We start from the raw sequence: 16,934 nt of genomic DNA, 5'->3' as shown, positions 1-16,934 counted from the left end.
TCTTCCCATAAGTCTCATCGATCAATGTATTATTAAAAAGGAATATAAATGGCCGACATAACTTTGATCACTGGAGGTTGTAGAAGCGGCAAAAGCGGATTGGCGCTTAAGTTAGCAAACGAAATCCAGGGGAAAAAATACTTTGTCGCGACCTGTCCCGCTTTTGACGAGGAGACGAATCAAAGAATCCTAAAACACAAAAAAGAAAGGGAATTTCTTCCATGGGAAACTATAGAAGAAGAATTCAATCTTTCGAATGTATTCAAACCAGGACGTTTGTCCGAATCTTCCATAGTCGTAATCGATTGCCTCAGCCTCTGGATTAACAATCTTTTGTATCAGGCGAACAAAAAAAATTCCGAAATCGACGAAACCACAATTAAAAAGAATTGTATGGAACTCATTCACAGTATTCAAAATTCCGAAGCAAGACATGTGATATGCGTAAGCAATGAAGTAGGACTTGGGCTCGTCCCAGAAAATAAAATAGGAAGGATCTATAGAGATCTCCTGGGAATATGTAACCAATCAATAGCACATAACGCCAATTTCGTATACTTCATGGTAAGCGGCATTCCGCTTAAGATAAAAGAAAACAAAGGGAGCCCGAAAATAGTATGAATCAATCGGGGCATGGAGGAAATCTTATCGAACTCGCGCAAAAAGCAAGATGTAAACCAAATGAAATCTTGGATTTTTCCGTCAACGTCAATCCCCTCGGGTTCCCTGAATGGTTAAGACCTTTCATTAATTCTAAAATCAGCGATCTTGTCTCTTATCCGGATCCAAATTATACATCTTTAAAAGAAACAATACATTCAAAATATAAAATACCGAAAGAGCAAATCGTTCTTGGAAACGGCGCGTCCGAACTCATTCTTCAAATCCCTTTTGTGGCCAACACAGATTACGCTTTGATCGCAACCCCTTGTTATAGCGGATATAAAGAAGGAGTTTCATTGAAAGACATTCCTTGTACGGAGATAGTTCTCAAAGAGAAAAATTTCTTTCGTTTAGACTTTGATGAAGTTCGAAACATCTTAAAATCAAAATCAGATCAAAAAGCGTTAGTTTTTCTAGGACATCCGAACAATCCAACAGGTATTACTCTCAATAGAAGCGAAACTCTAAAACTCGTTTCCGAGTTTTCGAGTTATATTTTTGTCATCGATGAGTCCTTCATCGATCTTTGTCCGAAAGGAACTTCTTTTCTCAATGACAGAACCAATAATATGATTCTAATTCGATCCATGACTAAAGTTCTTGCAATTCCCGGCCTGAGAATTGGAGTTTGTTTTGCCTCTCCCCAAATTTGTTCTTCGCTTTCAAAAAGACTCCCGACTTGGAACGTAAACACGCTCGCCGCCTCGGTTTACGAAAAGGCAATTACAGAAGATGAATACACAGAAAAATCAAAACAAAAAGTTCTAAGCTGGAAGGAAAAGTTAGAATTCGATCTTTCTAATTTAGAGTTTCTTCATATATTTCCAAGCGATACGAATTTTATTCTTATTAAAATATTAAAAGATCGAAGTGCGACAGAATTGACACAAGAACTACTCCAAAAATATAGGATCGCGGTTCGAGACTGCGGAAACTTTTCCGGGTTATCCGAAAATTTCATTCGAATTGCAGTGCGCACTCCGGAAGAAAATGAAAAAATTATAAACGCGTTTTCTGATATATTTTACAGCACAAATAAGATCCATAAAATTCCGAAAAAAGCAACACCTGCAATCATGTTGCAAGGAACCGCGTCCAATGTGGGTAAAAGCATCTTAACCGCCGCGCTCTGTCGTATTTTAGCACAAGAAGGAGTGAAAGTAGCACCTTTCAAATCGCAGAATATGGCTCTCAATTCGTTTGTCACTTCGAACGGAAGAGAAATTGGACGAGCACAAGCGTTACAAGCACAGGCCGCAAAAATCCCCCCCGATATAAGGATGAATCCGATCCTACTCAAACCTTCAAGTGAAAAAGATTCACAAGTAATCGTTAACGGAATACCCGTAGGTGCAATGAGTTTCAAAGATTACACTGAATACAAATCGATCGCGTTCGAAGAAGTGAAAAAATCCTATGATTCTCTTTCATCCGAATATAATGTAATTATAATAGAGGGAGCTGGAAGTGCGTCCGAAGTAAATTTAAAAAAGAACGATTTAGTCAATATGAGAATGGCTGAATATGCGAAAGCGAAAGTGTTACTTGTTGGTAATATCGATCACGGAGGAATCTTCGGTTCGATTTTAGGGACGATGGAAACTCTTGTGGAATGGGAAAGAAAACTCGTTTTTGGTTTTATTATCAATCGTTTTCGAGGAGCAAAGGAATTCCTAAAAACTGGCACAGAATATATCGAAGAATACACTGGTAAACCAGTTCTTGGAATCGTTCCACATCTTCAAAATCTGGGTTTACCAGAAGAGGATTCCCTTGAATTCAAATCGGGAGCGTTAGATGATACGTCTAAATCGGAAGGAAGAATAGATATTGCTTTGATCGATATTCCGAGAATTTCCAATCATACAGACATCGATGCGCTCAAATCCGAACCCGACGTTCGAGTGAGAATTGTACGGACTTGCAAAGATTTGGGAGAACCGGACATTGTAATTCTTCCCGGAAGTAAAAATGTAATTACCGACTTGGATCATTTACGCGATGTCGGATTAGCAGATCGAATTATCACACTCGCGCAAAACCAAAAAACCGACATAGTAGGGATTTGTGGCGGCTATCAAATGCTTGGAAGAAATATTTTCGACCCCTATAAAATCGAAACCGATCGAAAAAGCGCAAAAGGACTTTCACTTTTACAAATTGAAAGTACATTAGAAAAAGACAAATCCCTCAAACAAACAATCGCCACCCATATTCCGACCGGATGCGAAATCGAAGGATACGAGATTCATCACGGGAAAACGACTTCCACTGGAGAAAACACACGAGTAATCTTTTTAAGCGGAAAAACCGAAGAGTTGGGACATAGCGATTTAACAGGAAGAATTTGGGGAACATACATCCACGGGGTTTTTGACAAGGACGAATTTCGCAGGAAATATCTGGATCAAATCCGAATTCGAAAGGGGAAACCACCTTTGTTCAATATCCAATTTTCTTATGATTTGGAAAAATCTTTGAATAGACTTGCCGAACACGTTAGACTCTCTTTAAATATGGATTTAATCTATCAAACGTTAGGGCTCGGCTAAAATGCCTTGGATCATAACCTTGTCTATTGTCCTCGATTTGATATTCGGAGATCCGAGAAATACACTTCACCCAGTACGAGTAATCGGAAAATTTGCAAGGATATCTGAAAAATTCTTCAGGGCTCACTGTAATTCAGAAAGATTCGCAGGAATTTTAACATCTTGTTGTGTGTACACCTTTTCTTTTTCGATACCTTTTGTTCTGATTCAATTTTCGAACAAACTTCACTGGATTTTAGCCTCATTTTTTTCGATAATGACAATTTACACTACGATTGCAATCCGAGACATGATCGACCATAGTAAAGAAGTTTATGATGCTTTAGCACAAACCAATCTCTCACTTGCTCGTGTAAAAGTTTCTCGAATCGTCGCAAGAGACACAAAAAACTTAAACCAACCAGAAATTATTCGAGCCTGCGTGGAAAGCATCGCTGAAAGTCTTGTAGACGGAATTACGGCCCCTCTTTTTTACGCGGTTTTCGGAGGACCTTCTTGGGCGATGTTTTATCGATCAATCAACACATTAGATTCTCTTTTTGGATATAAAAACAATCGATATAGAAAATTCGGAAGTTTTCCGGCAAGAATGGATGACTTGGCAAATTATCTACCCGCAAGAATTACATGCTACATACTCGTTTTTTCATCTTTGGTTCTCGGTTACAACTTTAAGAATTCATTGTATACTCTCCACAGGGACGGAAGAAAACATCCAAGCCCTAATTCGGGACTCACCGAAGCCGCCGTTGCCGGGGCGTTAGAGATACAACTCGGTGGGATCAATTTTTATAACGGAATTCAGAACGTTAAACCGAAATTGGGAGATAACAAAAAAGAACTCCGAATAGAACAAATTCTTCAAGCCAACAAGCTGGTCCTATTATCCTCCATTTTAACCGCAGGATTTTATGTATTTATCTATTCAATCGTTGTTTGGCTTTGGGAAGAATGGAAGCTCAGAAATTGAAAAACACATTTAAAAAATCAAATATACTTTATGTATTTAGGCACGGAGAAACCGATTGGAACAAAGAAGGTAGACTCCAAGGACATTTAGAAATTCCCATCACGGAGACAGGAGAGCGTCAGGCTGAATCCATCGCTTCAATCTTAGAAAATAAAGGAGTTGAAATCCTACTAAGCAGTGATCTCAAAAGGGCTAAAAGAACGAGCGAGATCGTATCAAAAATACTCGGTCTAAATCCGATTTTCGATTCCAACTTCAGAGAAGTATTCCTGGGAGAAGGACAAGGAAAATTAATAAGCGAAGTTGATTTTTATTTCGGAAAATCGTTTTGGGAAAGATGGAACAATCATGACCCGGCTTATGACAAACTTCATTTTCCAAACGGAGAATCGAAACGGGAAATGGACTACCGAATCCATCACTCCTTACTACGTATAACAGAACTCTTCTCCGGCCGAGTCGTCGCGTTGTGCACACATGGCTTCGTTATGACGCGAATGTTGAAAATGTATAAAAACCTGTCCCAAAACTCGGACAGACCCTTGCAACTTGATCTTTCCGACAAAGCAGAAAACTCAACACATTCACTCCCTAAAGGTCGCTCCGCGGGTTTTGAGACGCGCCGTAAACTAATAGAACAAAAAATTTCGAATATTCAAAATGGAGAATGTATCAAATTCCACTCTGAAGAAATCCTATCCCGAGAAAAGATTGTCGACAGTAAAAACAACTTAAAGCCCGCCTCAAAATTTACCTATTAAAGACGCATAAGAAAGCCTTAAAATAAAAATAGTATTTAGCATGGATTAACAAATGCCAAAACGATTATTATACTGCGATCCATAGTGAAGCAGCACTTTAGTTTGAGAAACTCAAATGAACCCGCTTTTTACAAAAGTGTTTCAAATCGATCGCGAACTTTTTTAGTTATGAAATTTGGAAGCGATTCACCCAGACTTTTTTATGTCGAATTCACATTATTTAAAACTTATCCAGAAACCCAATCGAAGTAGGGGAGAGTCAACGATCTTTTTTCTTCCTACTATAATTCCAAGAAATCGCTCATTGAGTTAAAACGGCAATGCGCACCTGCTGCTGCCTTCCCCGGAACACTGATTCACTGATCCACTGGTTGGATATTCTCCTGTACCTCTTCTGTCGTTTCCTTCTCCAGTACAATTCCTGTTAGAAATTATAAAGTTAAATGTATTGCGGTCAACGTCCCCTAACTGCATAGTTATCAGTACTGTCAAAGTCCTATCTGGTGCTTCCAAGTTATAAATTACCTGGAGCGGATCCGTGGTTGGCGTTAAAGCTTGTCTGTAAAGGTCAAACGGTGTCAAAATTGAGGTTGTTTGAATTACCACTAACCCTTGAGAGGTCCTAAGAATTGGAACAGCATGCCCCACCACAATTCCTGTCTATGTGCAATACTGTAATTCTAAATGTGCAATTAAATGAAGATCAAATTTCGGAAAATTTAGTTTTTTGATTCGTTTTTTGGGAATACAGGCAAGAATCTTGCTCGTATTCTTACCCAAAATTTATCCATGCGCTCGGATCGTTTTCAATTTTGGAGATAAATTCTCGCCAGATCTCAACATTGGAATCCATAAGATTCAACTTTTTCTTAATCATCGGGAAGGAGGCTTCGTTAGGACGTTTGATCCAAAAATCATCAATTTCAAGATCTCGGTGAGGGTGATCGCAAATAATTTTAAAGAGTTCTCGGGCTCCTGCAAGTCCTAAATATGAAAAGTCCGTCTCTTCTTTGAGAGAGGATTCAGTATTATTCAAGTAGACGATTCCAACGCAAAATCCCATTAAATTTTGTTCCTTTTCATGATTTCACAGATGGGTCAATCTCATCAATCAGTTGAGTAATTTCGTTAGGAGTTAAAAGAAATGGCTCAATTTGAATTTTGCCGAACTTGTATAACTTACATACAGCATTGATGAGCATGAGATGATCGCATGTATTCCAAAATCTCAATGGGGTTTCTATCTCAGCTTCGATAGTTTTTACCATCCGATCAATTGGGCTATCGGTTATTTTATCATCCAAATAATGTTCTTCGATTATAGCTCTTATTTGATCAACATTACAAGATTCCTGTGTTGCGATCACGTTAACTATCCATTCGTTTGTCATCATTTCGCGTTTAATTATAAATTCTTCCCAAAGATTAATAATTCGTTCTCGGTTAAATTTTGGACTCATTCTGTCTTACCGTCTCTTCCAAATTGAAAATAGTCGAATATCGTTGTTCTCACCCGTAAGGACCGGATGCAATCCGATACATTTAAACTGTTCTTTTCCAGGTGACGGCCATTTGTAATCCAAAACGCCGACCAATCCCCACGGAACTATGATTTCAAAAGTATCACGGATCAGTTTGTTGAGGTTAGGAAGAAAGGATTTTCCCGGTACGTAGTTCTCTGCGTGGCTTTCAGAATAGGGACGATCGATGATCGCGGCCTTCGGGCGCGGAAATGTCAACGGTGTCGCCTGTCGGTTGTCGCCATTGTCAAATAAGAATCTCTCAATGAGCGGGGAAAAATAAATGTTGTCGCCTTTGGCGACAACCCTGTCGCATAATTTTCGAACGTCACATAAGATATCAGGATTACACTCCGAATCCAAGTCGACGGTCAGATCATTCATTCCAAAACCTGTTAACGTTATTCCACCTTTTACACCGTTATATTCAGCCGCCTGTCCGCCGGGAATATGCAGAATTGTCGCCTCTGGATCTCCGCCAACTAAAAGAGGCCTTATCCGCTCCAAAAGACCGGATGGATATACCCCGCGCTCGTAATCATCCCAGGAACTTTGAGCGCCCTATTTCCATTAAAGCCCGTATAATCTTCTTTTTCGGAAATGTATCTACGAGCCTTTTCGACTCTTCTTTGATCGAGCGGATACGCCGGTCCTTTTCCCAAGGCTCGTTTCGCCATTGCGGCTTCCATTTCATCGTCAGTGTAGGAAATCGCGGTAGTGAAATCGACAGCCGGTTGAATGACTCGGTCCACTGACTCGTTTACAAATGGAATATCCTTTGGTTTTGCCCCGGCGGCAGTCACTACAGCGCCGCCTTCGCCGGTGTCGACATCATAGCCGATTTCACGAGCATAAGAAGGAAAATCCGACTTTACTCGTGCGATTTTACGAAGTTTTAGTTCCTCTTTTTTGGGTGTCATGAGGGTGCTCATAACATATAGCAAATCGTTATTAGTAAGGAATTGATCCTGACTTGCCGTTCTATTAGAAATTATCATTTTGATCTCCTTGATGAAATGCGGTTTGTTAGTCGGCGATTACTCGAACGTAATCGGAAAGGAAAAGGATGATTTTTCCGTCTGTCGAGCTTTCGGATTTGTATTCGGCTCCGTCGAGAGCCGCCGTTTGACCTGGGATTGCTGTTTTGCAAAAGTTCCCACAACGTTTTGTCAGATCAGTTGAATGATTCTGAATTCGAATTCGAACCGGATCATTCGCGTTTGCGACCTCTTCACAATAAACGGTTGTTACTCCCGATCTTACGATTCCAAGCGGATCACCTTCAACATAGGAACGACCTTCCTGGTCTTTCGCATCTGTCGAATATGCAGATACTCCACGGAAAACTTTTGAAAGAGATGCACTTGAAAGTTTAAGGATCGCGACTCCGTCAACGACGCTGTCTTGCCCGACAGCACGACCAAAGGGAATTCGTTCGCCGGCGGCGAGGTTACTACCTTCGACAAACTGATTCGGATAATCGTAAGGTTGCTTACCGAGTCCGATAGGGTTCTTGGAATAAAGAGATTCAACCTTCATTATTTAACCTCTCTCATATCGAGACGAGAGACACGAAGTTTTTCGATGTCGGCCTCGTCAATTCGAACGGAAGTCGCGTCCGGCTTGCTGACAAAAAATTTGTCGCCTGCGACTTCAACTGCCGCATCGAAAACCGCATTCACGATTTCGTCCTTTTCATCCTTGGCGACTTTCTTGTTTGGAAGAACTTTTTCGATCACTTTGAGACGAATCTCGCGATTGCTGAGTCCATCCGCTTTGAACTCGGGGATTACTGCCTTCCCGGTTTCGATAAGCTGAAGTCTTTCGTTAGCGGCATTTTGAATTTGTTCTTCGAGTGCCGCGTCTTGCTCTTGTGCGTTAGGATCAGGTTTTTGCACGTTAGTCGCTCCTTTCGTCTTGAGATCTTCGTTCTCTTTCTTGAGAGCATCGATTTGAGATTGAAGCTCGGAATTTTTTTTGTCGTCCGCCGCCGGTTCCGCATTTTCGGACCCACCCATGAACTTTGAGAATAGTGATCCGAGGACTTTGAGAATCCCCTTAGAGAGTTGTTCTTCCGACAAAGCTGTCGGATCTTCGTCTTGTGTTGTGGTTTTTTTGCCTAGTTTACTCATTGTCTCCTCGTCGAGTTGGATTCCTATATCGTCCGCACTGTCCAAATGAATCGTAACCTCCTCGCCTGCACGACCGTGAGGAACGTGAGAAAGATGATTCGTTGAAATGTCCCTTTGGACAACGTCGTATCGCTCTCCTTCGAAAACGCCGGGGGTTTCGTCACGCTCGAAATCCAAGACGCGGATGAACTCCTTGATCCTTCGATCGGATACGGCCAGAATTCATCTGAATACAAACTCGTTCAGGCAATTTTTTCCGGTTCACCACGCGCGGAAAAAGTAGCTGTTTTGAAGCTCGGCTCCTTTGAGACTCTTCCTTCCGAACTTGCAGACCTCCGGAATGACGGATTCGATAGTTGGTTTTGGCTCCTGACAACAGCTCGGACGTTAAGCGAAATCAAAATCGCATCCGAATACATGAAAGCATTAGAAAAAATGTATATTTGTGCAACCGCAGATCAAACCGCCCTCGATCAGCTTAAAGATCATGCGAATACGATTCTAACGATCTCGAATCACGCGGAAGAATTTCCCGACGGAGGTTGGTTCGGAAGATGCGGCTCCGCTCCTATCGGATCGATCGCCTGGGATTCAAAACAGTTAAACGGACAAAAAAATTCCGACGTAACGACGTCGGAACATTCTCAGATCCTCGCCAAAAACGGAAACCTGATCCGTGAAATGGGAGGGGTGAATGTAACCTGGGAAGGAAAAACAATGTCGGGCCAGTACATCGACGTTGTGATCGGACGTTATTATCTCAAAGCCCGATTACAAGAGGCGTATCATTCTCTAAAAATCAATAACGATCGCCTTTCGATGACTATCTCCGGTTTGCGTCTTCTGGAAGCGGCCTTACGAGAGGTGTTTAGGGATTGTGGTCGCCGTGGAGTGATCGCAAAGGTTGAAGACGATGACGGAAGAAGTCGTTCCGATTTCGGAGACTATCAATACAAGTTGTTTATGCCTGAAAAGATTTCCGACATTCCGATGAATGATCGAGCAAATCGTAAGGTTTCACCGATCAAGTTCACTTGTACTGTAGGCGGTGGAATCAACAAGATCGAAATTTCTGGAACGATGGGAGTTTAAAAAGTGGATAAGATTTATGATAACTCGAAAAACACGGTAGTCATTTTAGACCCGTCACCTGTAGATGTTTCCGCCGGTCTCTCAATAGATGGAGATTTTTTCTCAGCCGAAAAAGAAAACAAAGACGAGGTCACGACTCGAAGAGGAACTAAGGATGAAAGCTACTCATCGAATTCAATCCATGATTCTTCCCGAATCGTTACGTTGAAATATCTTCCGTCGGCTCTCGCCGTTCCTTATCTCCAAAATTTACGAGAATCCAAAAAGGATTTCGGCTTTCTCTTCTCTTCCGATAGCGAGCCAAAGTACAAATTGACCGCGTCTCGTTGTGTGTTCATGGAAGAGCCTAAGACCACGATCAACGGTAAGACAGGTTTCAACGATTACGAATTCAAAGTCAGACTTTTGGATTCTGTTCAGAAATTCTCATAGGTGAAAAGATTTTGGGTCAAGCAAGTGATTGGTATGAAAAGCGTTTTTTCGATATTGAAGAACTTAGTATCACGCTTATCGCACCAATTCCGTTTGATGTTACCGCCGGGCTCATCCTGGAGGACAAGTTTTTGAAAATTCAAAAAGAAGATCCAAAGCTTGTAAAATATAAAGTCGGAATCGGGGGTGAAGTTTTGACAAATAAAGAATTTAAACGAAGTCCATTCGCTTGAATTGCAGTATCTTCCTTCTGCTCCCGCAGTCGCAAAGTTGGACCTTCTAAAGAAAGCAGGAACCCGCTTTGCGATTCTCATTCAAAACAAGTCGGCACCGAAATACAAGGGGCCTCAAGTAACTGTCGAGTATTAGAAAAACCGAATGTCGGAATCGGAGCGAAGGGTTTCGAAACCTCCATTTGGAAAATCTTAATGGTGGATTTCACCGAAGTCTATTTAAGTTTATAAAGGAGAAGCAAATGTCAAAAACTGAGATCGAAATCGTTGGGCAGGATGGTGACAAAATTCTGTATATTCAATTCTTCAAGGGTGTAGAACAACTTCCAAAACAGCTCTGGAAGTTGCAACATCCGGGGAATAAACGAGTGGACGTATGGAACGAAGAAATGGTGCGTCAAAAGGATGGGGACCTAGAGCTGAAAACATCTTTAAGAACGGAACGATTCTTTAAAGAATGTGTGTTTGGTATAGTCGAGCCGGCCACTCCGCTTGAAGAAGAACTCGTCAATAAGTTTGGCAAAACCCCAACAAAATCTTTAAAACGTGAAGACATTCCTCCGCTACTCTATGGGCTTTGGGGGAAGCTCATTCCTCGATTTTTCGACGGGGCTCTTTGGGATACGATTCCCGAATCTATCGAAACAACCGGAAAAAGCGGAGATAGAAGCGGAAATAAACAGGAGGATAGAGAAGAATAAAACGTATTACGATCTCTTTATATGCGGTTTGTCGAGTTTCTCTGAAGAAACAATAAACCGAGCAAGTCCGATTGAGTTTCTTGTGATTCAGGAAATTCTAAGAAGGAAACTTGAATATCAAGAGAATCGGTTATACAAGACTATCTTGATGGAACCTAAATAATGAGCGATCAAGTTCTCAGACGATTGAGTATACGAGTCGATCTCGACGGAGTGAGTAACGCAAAAAACGGCGTTCTCGGTCTCGGACAGGTCGTTGATAATCTCGTACGCCAATTTCTAAGACTTGATCCTCAGATTGCAAGTTCCGGTAAATCAATGGATACACTTTCCAAAAACACAGGAAAGCTCGCTGAGAACTTTAAACCCCTTACTGATACAATACCGGAAGGTATAAAGGATACTTCGGATCAAATTCAAAAAATGGCGAAGGCTCTCGGTATCAGTGAAACTCAACTAAACAAACTGATTACAAAAACAAAAACGGATTTTCGCCTTGCGGATGAATTTAAAGAAACGGCAAAAGCCGCCGGTCTCACCGATCGAGAGATTCAAAAAATTTCAGGTCACATAGAAGAGTCCAAAATCAAAACTGTCGGTTGGATGAGCCTTATGAAAGGTCTTGCCGCGATGGGACTCGCGGCGGGTTTGTCCGGCCTTTTCGGTTCGGCTCTGGACAAAGCCGGTCAAATTGAAAAATATCAAACCGTTCTCACGACAACTCTCGGTTCCGCACAATACGCGAAAGCCGCAATCGGAGAAATTCAAAAGTTTGCCCAGACAACCCCCTACGAAATGGCTGAGGCTACCGGATCGTATATCAAATTCGCAAACCGTGGAATGAAACCTACGATGGAAATGATGACTCGGTTCGGAGACATTGCGGCGTCCCAAGGAAAGAGTTTCGACCAGTTCACCGAAGCCACGTTAGACGCTACAATGGGTGAGTTCGAACGAATGAAAGAGTTCGGTATCCGAATGTCTTCCGCCGGAGGTCGGGTTATGATCCAGTTCAAGGATTTCAAAAAATCCGTCGAAAAAACGCCCGCCGCGATCCAAGCCGCTCTTTTAGAACTCGGAAAAATTAAAGGCGTTCAAGGCGGAATGGACGCGCTTTCGAAAACTTGGGTTGGGCTCGTATCTAACTTAAAAGACGGTTTCGACCAGACGATCGCGAAAGCCGGAGATTTTTTCGCGTTCGTCCTAAAACCATTCTTAGGGTTTCTTACGGACGGAGAACGCGGATCTGTTCGTATGCAATTTGCTCTTGCGGCTCTTGCGATCGCGATAGGAGTCGGTCTCGTCGGTGCAACTCTTGCCTGGAAGGCAAGTCTTGACGCGGTCGCGATTGCAAAGATCGCGGCTTTTGGTGAGTTGATCGGAATGGCTGTTGCGATCGCCGCCTCTCTTACCGCGATGTATCTTGTTCTTGAGGACATTTATATTTTCTTCGAATACGGTGCGGACGGAAGCGAAACCTATTTTGCTGAACTATTGAAATGGTTCGGTTTAACCGATTCGGAGTTAAGCGACCTTCACAAAGGATTCCAGGATTTCAAAGTGATGCTTTCTAGTGTTTGGGATGCGATTTCTGAATTTGCAAAATCTGACACCGGAAAGATGATCGGAAAGGTCGCCCTTATTATCGTGGGAATTGTCGCCGCAATCGCGTTTTTGCCTGCGACAATTACACTCGCCTTGGTGACATTGGCGACAGTTGTTTATACAAAGTGGGGACAGATTACAAAATGGATTTCTGACGCTTGGGATTCCACATTAAAGTTTCTTTATAAAGTGGCGGTTATTGCTGGGAAACTTTTAGTAACTGCCATCTTCCCCCTTGCCGGAATTTTTCTTTTCAGAGATGAAATCGGCCAAGCTCTTGATTGGATTTGGAACAAGATGCAATCGATTCCATTCTTAAAACCTTGGCTCGATCAAATCGTGGATCTCAAAAATCAGGCCAAATCGATTTTCGAATCGATTATGAATTCAATCAATTCTCTTTTTGATTTCGACGGTCTCACTCGTTACTTCACGAAAACAATTAACGATATGATCGATCGAATCAATACCGCAATGACGTCGGTTCCGTTACTGAAAACCGTTTTCCCTATGATCCCACACATTGAAGCTCGTGAGAAAGGTGGTCCGATCCAAGCAGGAAAGCCCTATATAGTCGGTGAGAAAGGACCGGAAGTTCGAGTGTTTGATAGCCCTGGTTCAATCATTCCAAATAACCAACTTTCGTTTCAACCCGCATCCTCTTCGTCCGCTTCCGAAAAAGGGATCACATTTAACATCGAGAAGATTGAAGTTCATGGAGGTTCGTCACAGGAACAGGCGACAAATCTCTGGTCGGAGTTTAAACGACTCGCAAAGGAAAACGAAAATGAGATCCGTGTCGCTCTCGGGTTGGCTCCTATATGATGAGTATTTTTACTGGTCGAGAAACAATCGGGATTACCGGAATTCAAAACGGGAAAGAAGTTACGATCAATTTGAACGTTACAACTGCGTTCGGTCAAAGTTATCCTGTGACAATTACAGAGCATCCAGTAGAGAAAGACCCTGAAAACCCTGATACTGGAAATATCTCCGATCATGTGATACCGGGTTCTCCAACTATGAGTTTGACTTGTATATTAGATGAAGATGTTGATCTGACTTCTGTTACAACAATCTCAGAAAAAATAAAAACTCTAATTTTTTGGCAACGCACTGGAAGTATTGTAAAGTTCGAAGGATACGGCACAGGTGGGCTTATTGGAAAAATGCTTTCGTTCTTCGGAATGGCTGGGCTCTTCAATGACGATTTAGAAGAGCCGTTGTACATGGGACTTGACGACGAAGTGATCGAAAATATTGCGATCGGGAATATTCGAAATCGTCGAGATGTTGAACTTGGCAAATCGTCAGAGGTAACTATAGATCTCAATCGGATTATCGTTACCGAGGCGAAAACTGTTCAAGGTGCCAAAAAGATGACGGTAAAAGGCAAAACTCCAACAACTGAGACGGGTGTTCCTTCTTCTCCTAAGATAAAATCTGCGGCAAAGGCGGGAACATGATCCAATCTCTACCGATTCGTTTTGAAGAGTTGCCCGTTTCAAAAATCTTTCAGATTGGAAATAAGGATTTTGAATTCGAACTCAGATACAACTCTCGTTTCGATTTCATTTCTCTTTACGTTAAGGAAGGCACTCGCTTCTTGCATTCATGTAAACTCGTATACGGGATCGATTGCCTTTCGGGATTTGCAGATTTTAGTTTGACCCCCTTGTCATTGAGTGACCTTGCCAAAACGGAATATGAAGATCTTCCGGTAAACAAAGATACTTTTGGAAAAAATGTTTTACTTTTTTTTGACGATGGGAAGGGTTAAGATATGAAACATACAATTTATCTAATGCTCCTCATGTTCCTTGCTTCCGTTTTTTCAATAAACGGCAAATCGATTTCCGCGTCATGCACGTTAAACGGCATCAAGTTATACTTCTCGATCCAACCGGCGTTCGGTCCTGTGCGCTTGAGATCGATATTAGCGAGTCGGATAATGTAATTTTGTCCGAGGCTTATGATAAGATTTTAAAAGCTACGATCGGGATCACGCTATACATGAAAAATTTCAAGGAGTTAGAATAATGGCTTTCAATAACACTCTCTCGCGTACATGGGATAGAACGACGCCCCGTGATGGTCTTCTTTTACAAACAGAATTCCAAAGGCTTTTAGATAACGACATCTTTTTAAAAGGAGCAGTTGATGTAAATTCCAACAACATCACTTCGTTATCAAACCTCATAAATTCACTTTTGATTCCTCTTGGAGGAATGGTTGAGGATAGTATCGATCAGTTAGCCAGTTCGAATTTCAAAGAGGCGAACGGTCAGGCAATCTCTCGAACTTCTTTTACCGGACTTTGGAATTTGATACACAAAACTATTACAAGTATTACTCCTGCAACAGACAGGCTAAATCTGATTGCTCATGGATGTATAGAAGGCCAGTTGGTAAAATTTGCTTTCACGGGCGGGGGTGTTACTGCTCTGACAAAATACTATGTTAGAAATCCAACTGCAAACGATTTTCAAATTTCGACGACTCCGACCGGTTCTATAATTGATCTTACTGCTTCTCAATCAGGTGACATGATTACGAATGTTGAATATGGATTTGGAGATGGTTCGACAACGTTCAATGTTCCTGATAGGAGAGGAATTTTTATGAGGGGTGCTGGAGTTCATGGGACTCGCGCTAAAGCAGCGAATGGAAATTTCAACGGAGGGGCGGTTGGTTTTGAGGGGCAGGATCAAGGTCATGACCATATCCACGGACCCGCGGGTAATTATCTAAGAATGAATCCTGGAACTGCAATGGCAGACGGGAACACATTTGGTGTTTTAACGGCTATTGGCGGACCTGCCGCAAATGGATCAAACGGATCGCCGCGACTCGGCGATGAGACTACACCAGCATACGTAGCTGTAAAATACAAAGTGAGAGTGGCATAGTGAATTATATTCTTGATAAAGAGACAAAATCAGTGGTTTGGATCAATTCAGATCCCGACAGACTTTCTGGATCAACTGCTTGGACACACTTTGACCAAGATTTGCATGAAGTGGTTTTCGCTTTAAATTATAATCCGATGGTCGGTGAAAAATTTAAAGCGGATATAATTGAAGGTCAAGCAATCGAATTTGTTCAGCAAACGGTTTATAACAAAAATTCGGGTGCAGAACGAATTCTTCAAAATTGGGATGATACAATAATCTCAGATTCTGAGACTCCATTCGCACCGCTAAAAGACGAATTTGGATTGATGTTAGCTCATCAAGTATTTTCTGATTCAGGTTGGATCATAGATTTAACACAAAAACGAGATTCATTTATGAAACTTATCGAGTCTGTCTGTGAGAAAAAAATTGTTGCTGGGTTCATTTCCAATGCGCTTGGTGTGCCCCATTTTTATAAATCCGATCGTGACGATCAGCTAAATTTAATCGGTTTAGCATCCTTGAACGAGTCCTTTCCTTATCGATGCACAGATAAAAATGGAGTGAATGAATATAGGTTACATTCCTCGGATCAGTTTAAACAAGTTTCGAATGACGGCGCAATTCGCAAGACCAGTCTTTTGCAGAATTCTGCTCGGCTTAAATTATTGCTTCAATCTGCGAACACTATAGAGGAGCTTGACCAAATCGAGATAAATTCGGGCTGGGAGTAGTTTAGTAAGGTGAAATTGAAGTTCGGCCTCCGATTTTCGGGGGCTTTTTTATGCGTATTGCCTCCCTCAAGCTCTTTAAGTTTGCGAATTGTTGCACATTCGTGCGCTCAATTTCGCGCCTGGACAAATTCCATCGGAACGCTGCCGCCCCAACATCCCCAACCAAATACTTCCGGGAGGAGAATGGATGAGTGAATTAATGTGAGATATTATTTCAGGCCGAGTAAGAAATTCATCAGAGACAATCCAGTCGTACTGAGGCAACACAGTCCTAGCGGATGCTAACCCCAGTAGTCTAGTTGTATTGCCGTCGAGACCATATATTCTAGGCACATCCGTCAGCAACATGTCCAATAACGGATAACGTTGTCCGAATGAAATAAAAGGATCCCTATCACGAGCTGTATCGAAAAAATAACCTCCACTCTGAAGAGGCCCTTGAGAATGATACTCCTGCAGCTCTGCTAACATCTGGAAGCTCTGAAGTAGACAAACACCGCACATCCCATGCACCACCTGAGCAGCTTCGGGTGTAGCTGAAACCGCTATTTCATAAAGTCTCCGAATCCAATCATCGCTTAATTGAAAGTTTGGAGGTAAGGTCCTTTTTACCCTTTTATAGGCTGACCTATAACCGGCAGGACA

At 41.9% G+C, this 16,934-nt stretch carries 17 protein-coding genes and 4 pseudogenes; 13 read left to right on the top strand and 8 right to left on the bottom strand.

Features of this window, described 5'->3' with window-relative positions:
• The first annotated feature begins 48 nt into the window (after nucleotides 1-48).
• From cobU to CLV95_RS08855, 4 genes are read left to right on the top strand one after another with little or no spacing between them, the layout of a single operon-like run.
• Nucleotides 49-621 carry a bifunctional adenosylcobinamide kinase/adenosylcobinamide-phosphate guanylyltransferase gene (gene cobU / locus CLV95_RS08870; RefSeq protein WP_002726015.1) on the top strand — a complete coding sequence of 191 codons (573 nt, stop codon included), beginning with the start codon at nucleotides 49-51 and terminating at the stop codon, nucleotides 619-621.
• On the top strand, nucleotides 618-3,215 hold the full coding sequence (locus CLV95_RS08865; protein WP_002732216.1) for a cobyric acid synthase: 2,598 nt from the start codon (nucleotides 618-620) through the stop codon (nucleotides 3,213-3,215). The genes cobU and CLV95_RS08865 overlap by 4 nt, the downstream gene beginning before the upstream one ends.
• Before the next feature lies 1 nt (nucleotide 3,216).
• Nucleotides 3,217-4,185, top strand: a complete 969-nt coding sequence (gene cbiB / locus CLV95_RS08860) for an adenosylcobinamide-phosphate synthase CbiB (protein ID WP_016749202.1) — start codon at nucleotides 3,217-3,219, stop codon at nucleotides 4,183-4,185.
• Nucleotides 4,182-4,946, top strand: coding sequence for a histidine phosphatase family protein (locus tag CLV95_RS08855; protein WP_002732207.1), 765 nt, complete (start codon nucleotides 4,182-4,184; stop codon nucleotides 4,944-4,946). Before cbiB ends, CLV95_RS08855 begins: the two co-directional genes overlap by 4 nt.
• A 309-nt stretch (nucleotides 4,947-5,255) precedes the next feature.
• On the opposite strand, the pseudogene CLV95_RS08850 reads toward CLV95_RS08855, so the two are convergent.
• The 7 genes and pseudogenes from CLV95_RS08850 to CLV95_RS08820 form a co-directional block, all read right to left on the bottom strand.
• Nucleotides 5,256-5,603: pseudogene (locus tag CLV95_RS08850) on the bottom strand (DUF1561 family protein); the annotation flags it as partial.
• 115 nt (nucleotides 5,604-5,718) lie between these two features.
• On the bottom strand, nucleotides 5,719-5,982 hold the full coding sequence (locus CLV95_RS08845) for a hypothetical protein (RefSeq protein ID WP_230456964.1): 264 nt from the start codon (nucleotides 5,980-5,982) through the stop codon (nucleotides 5,719-5,721).
• A 43-nt stretch (nucleotides 5,983-6,025) separates the two neighbouring features.
• Nucleotides 6,026-6,406: a hypothetical protein gene (locus CLV95_RS08840; protein WP_016749200.1), complete on the bottom strand. Its 381-nt coding sequence runs from the start codon at nucleotides 6,404-6,406 to the stop codon at nucleotides 6,026-6,028.
• 6 nt (nucleotides 6,407-6,412) lie between these two features.
• Nucleotides 6,413-6,973 carry a hypothetical protein gene (locus CLV95_RS08835; protein ID WP_016749199.1) on the bottom strand — a complete coding sequence of 187 codons (561 nt, stop codon included), beginning with the start codon at nucleotides 6,971-6,973 and terminating at the stop codon, nucleotides 6,413-6,415.
• Nucleotides 6,961-7,464, bottom strand: coding sequence for a DUF2184 domain-containing protein (locus CLV95_RS08830; protein WP_016749198.1), 504 nt, complete (start codon nucleotides 7,462-7,464; stop codon nucleotides 6,961-6,963). The genes CLV95_RS08835 and CLV95_RS08830 overlap by 13 nt, the downstream gene beginning before the upstream one ends.
• 28 nt (nucleotides 7,465-7,492) lie before the next feature.
• The gene (locus CLV95_RS08825) at nucleotides 7,493-8,005 is read right to left on the bottom strand and encodes a structural cement protein Gp24 (protein WP_002732215.1); all 513 of its coding nucleotides are present in this window, start codon (nucleotides 8,003-8,005) and stop codon (nucleotides 7,493-7,495) included.
• Nucleotides 8,005-8,763: pseudogene (locus CLV95_RS08820) on the bottom strand (DUF2213 domain-containing protein); the annotation flags it as partial. The pseudogene CLV95_RS08820 and the gene CLV95_RS08825, both read right to left, overlap by 1 nt.
• On the opposite strand from CLV95_RS08820, the pseudogene CLV95_RS08815 reads away from it, so the two are divergent.
• The 9 genes and pseudogenes from CLV95_RS08815 to CLV95_RS08775 form a co-directional block, all read left to right on the top strand.
• Nucleotides 8,764-9,690 (top strand): annotated as a pseudogene (locus CLV95_RS08815) (hypothetical protein); the annotation flags it as partial.
• A gap of 3 nt (nucleotides 9,691-9,693) precedes the next feature.
• Entirely contained in the window at nucleotides 9,694-10,122 is a 429-nt protein-coding gene (locus tag CLV95_RS08810) for a hypothetical protein (protein WP_002732127.1), read from the top strand.
• Nucleotides 10,123-10,133: 11 nt separating this feature from the next.
• Nucleotides 10,134-10,586, top strand: a pseudogene (locus CLV95_RS08805) (hypothetical protein).
• An 11-nt stretch (nucleotides 10,587-10,597) separates the two neighbouring features.
• Nucleotides 10,598-11,056: a hypothetical protein gene (locus CLV95_RS08800; RefSeq protein ID WP_002732172.1), complete on the top strand. Its 459-nt coding sequence runs from the start codon at nucleotides 10,598-10,600 to the stop codon at nucleotides 11,054-11,056.
• A 162-nt stretch (nucleotides 11,057-11,218) separates the two neighbouring features.
• The gene (locus tag CLV95_RS08795) at nucleotides 11,219-13,486 is read left to right on the top strand and encodes an LIC12611 family phage tail protein (RefSeq protein WP_002732106.1); all 2,268 of its coding nucleotides are present in this window, start codon (nucleotides 11,219-11,221) and stop codon (nucleotides 13,484-13,486) included.
• Nucleotides 13,483-14,127 carry a phage baseplate protein gene (locus tag CLV95_RS08790; RefSeq protein WP_002732213.1) on the top strand — a complete coding sequence of 215 codons (645 nt, stop codon included), beginning with the start codon at nucleotides 13,483-13,485 and terminating at the stop codon, nucleotides 14,125-14,127. Before CLV95_RS08795 ends, CLV95_RS08790 begins: the two co-directional genes overlap by 4 nt.
• Nucleotides 14,124-14,441, top strand: a complete 318-nt coding sequence (locus CLV95_RS08785) for a phage baseplate plug family protein (RefSeq protein ID WP_002732143.1) — start codon at nucleotides 14,124-14,126, stop codon at nucleotides 14,439-14,441. The genes CLV95_RS08790 and CLV95_RS08785 overlap by 4 nt, the downstream gene beginning before the upstream one ends.
• A gap of 259 nt (nucleotides 14,442-14,700) precedes the next feature.
• The gene (locus tag CLV95_RS08780) at nucleotides 14,701-15,570 is read left to right on the top strand and encodes a hypothetical protein (RefSeq protein WP_002732114.1); all 870 of its coding nucleotides are present in this window, start codon (nucleotides 14,701-14,703) and stop codon (nucleotides 15,568-15,570) included.
• Complete coding sequence (locus CLV95_RS08775) at nucleotides 15,570-16,289, top strand: DUF4376 domain-containing protein (protein WP_002732141.1); 720 nt, start codon at nucleotides 15,570-15,572, stop codon at nucleotides 16,287-16,289. Before CLV95_RS08780 ends, CLV95_RS08775 begins: the two co-directional genes overlap by 1 nt.
• A 75-nt stretch (nucleotides 16,290-16,364) precedes the next feature.
• Here the strand turns inward: CLV95_RS08775 and CLV95_RS08770 are convergent.
• A partial coding sequence (locus CLV95_RS08770) for a DUF1561 family protein (RefSeq protein WP_133175059.1) occupies nucleotides 16,365-16,934 on the bottom strand: 570 nt, incomplete at its 5' end.

It is taken from the genome of Leptospira borgpetersenii serovar Javanica (assembly GCF_003046425.1).
Classification (GTDB): domain Bacteria; phylum Spirochaetota; class Leptospiria; order Leptospirales; family Leptospiraceae; genus Leptospira; species Leptospira borgpetersenii.
Note: the sequence above shows the minus strand (reverse complement) of the source record. Positions and strands in the feature narration are given on the sequence as shown.

Bases quoted from the DNA above. Each gene is read 5' to 3' on its own strand.
- cobU (WP_002726015.1), top strand. From the start codon at position 49: ATGGCCGACATAACTTTGATCACTGGAGGTTGTAGAAGCGGCAAAAGC.
- CLV95_RS08865 (WP_002732216.1), top strand. From the start codon at position 618: ATGAATCAATCGGGGCATGGAGGAAATCTTATCGAACTCGCGCAAAAA.
- cbiB (WP_016749202.1), top strand. From the start codon at position 3,217: ATGCCTTGGATCATAACCTTGTCTATTGTCCTCGATTTGATATTCGGA.
- CLV95_RS08840 (WP_016749200.1), bottom strand. From the start codon at position 6,406: ATGAGTCCAAAATTTAACCGAGAACGAATTATTAATCTTTGGGAAGAA.
- CLV95_RS08830 (WP_016749198.1), bottom strand. From the start codon at position 7,464: ATGATAATTTCTAATAGAACGGCAAGTCAGGATCAATTCCTTACTAAT.
- CLV95_RS08825 (WP_002732215.1), bottom strand. From the start codon at position 8,005: ATGAAGGTTGAATCTCTTTATTCCAAGAACCCTATCGGACTCGGTAAG.
- CLV95_RS08800 (WP_002732172.1), top strand. From the start codon at position 10,598: ATGTCAAAAACTGAGATCGAAATCGTTGGGCAGGATGGTGACAAAATT.
- CLV95_RS08795 (WP_002732106.1), top strand. From the start codon at position 11,219: ATGAGCGATCAAGTTCTCAGACGATTGAGTATACGAGTCGATCTCGAC.
- CLV95_RS08790 (WP_002732213.1), top strand. From the start codon at position 13,483: ATGATGAGTATTTTTACTGGTCGAGAAACAATCGGGATTACCGGAATT.
- CLV95_RS08785 (WP_002732143.1), top strand. From the start codon at position 14,124: ATGATCCAATCTCTACCGATTCGTTTTGAAGAGTTGCCCGTTTCAAAA.
- CLV95_RS08780 (WP_002732114.1), top strand. From the start codon at position 14,701: ATGGCTTTCAATAACACTCTCTCGCGTACATGGGATAGAACGACGCCC.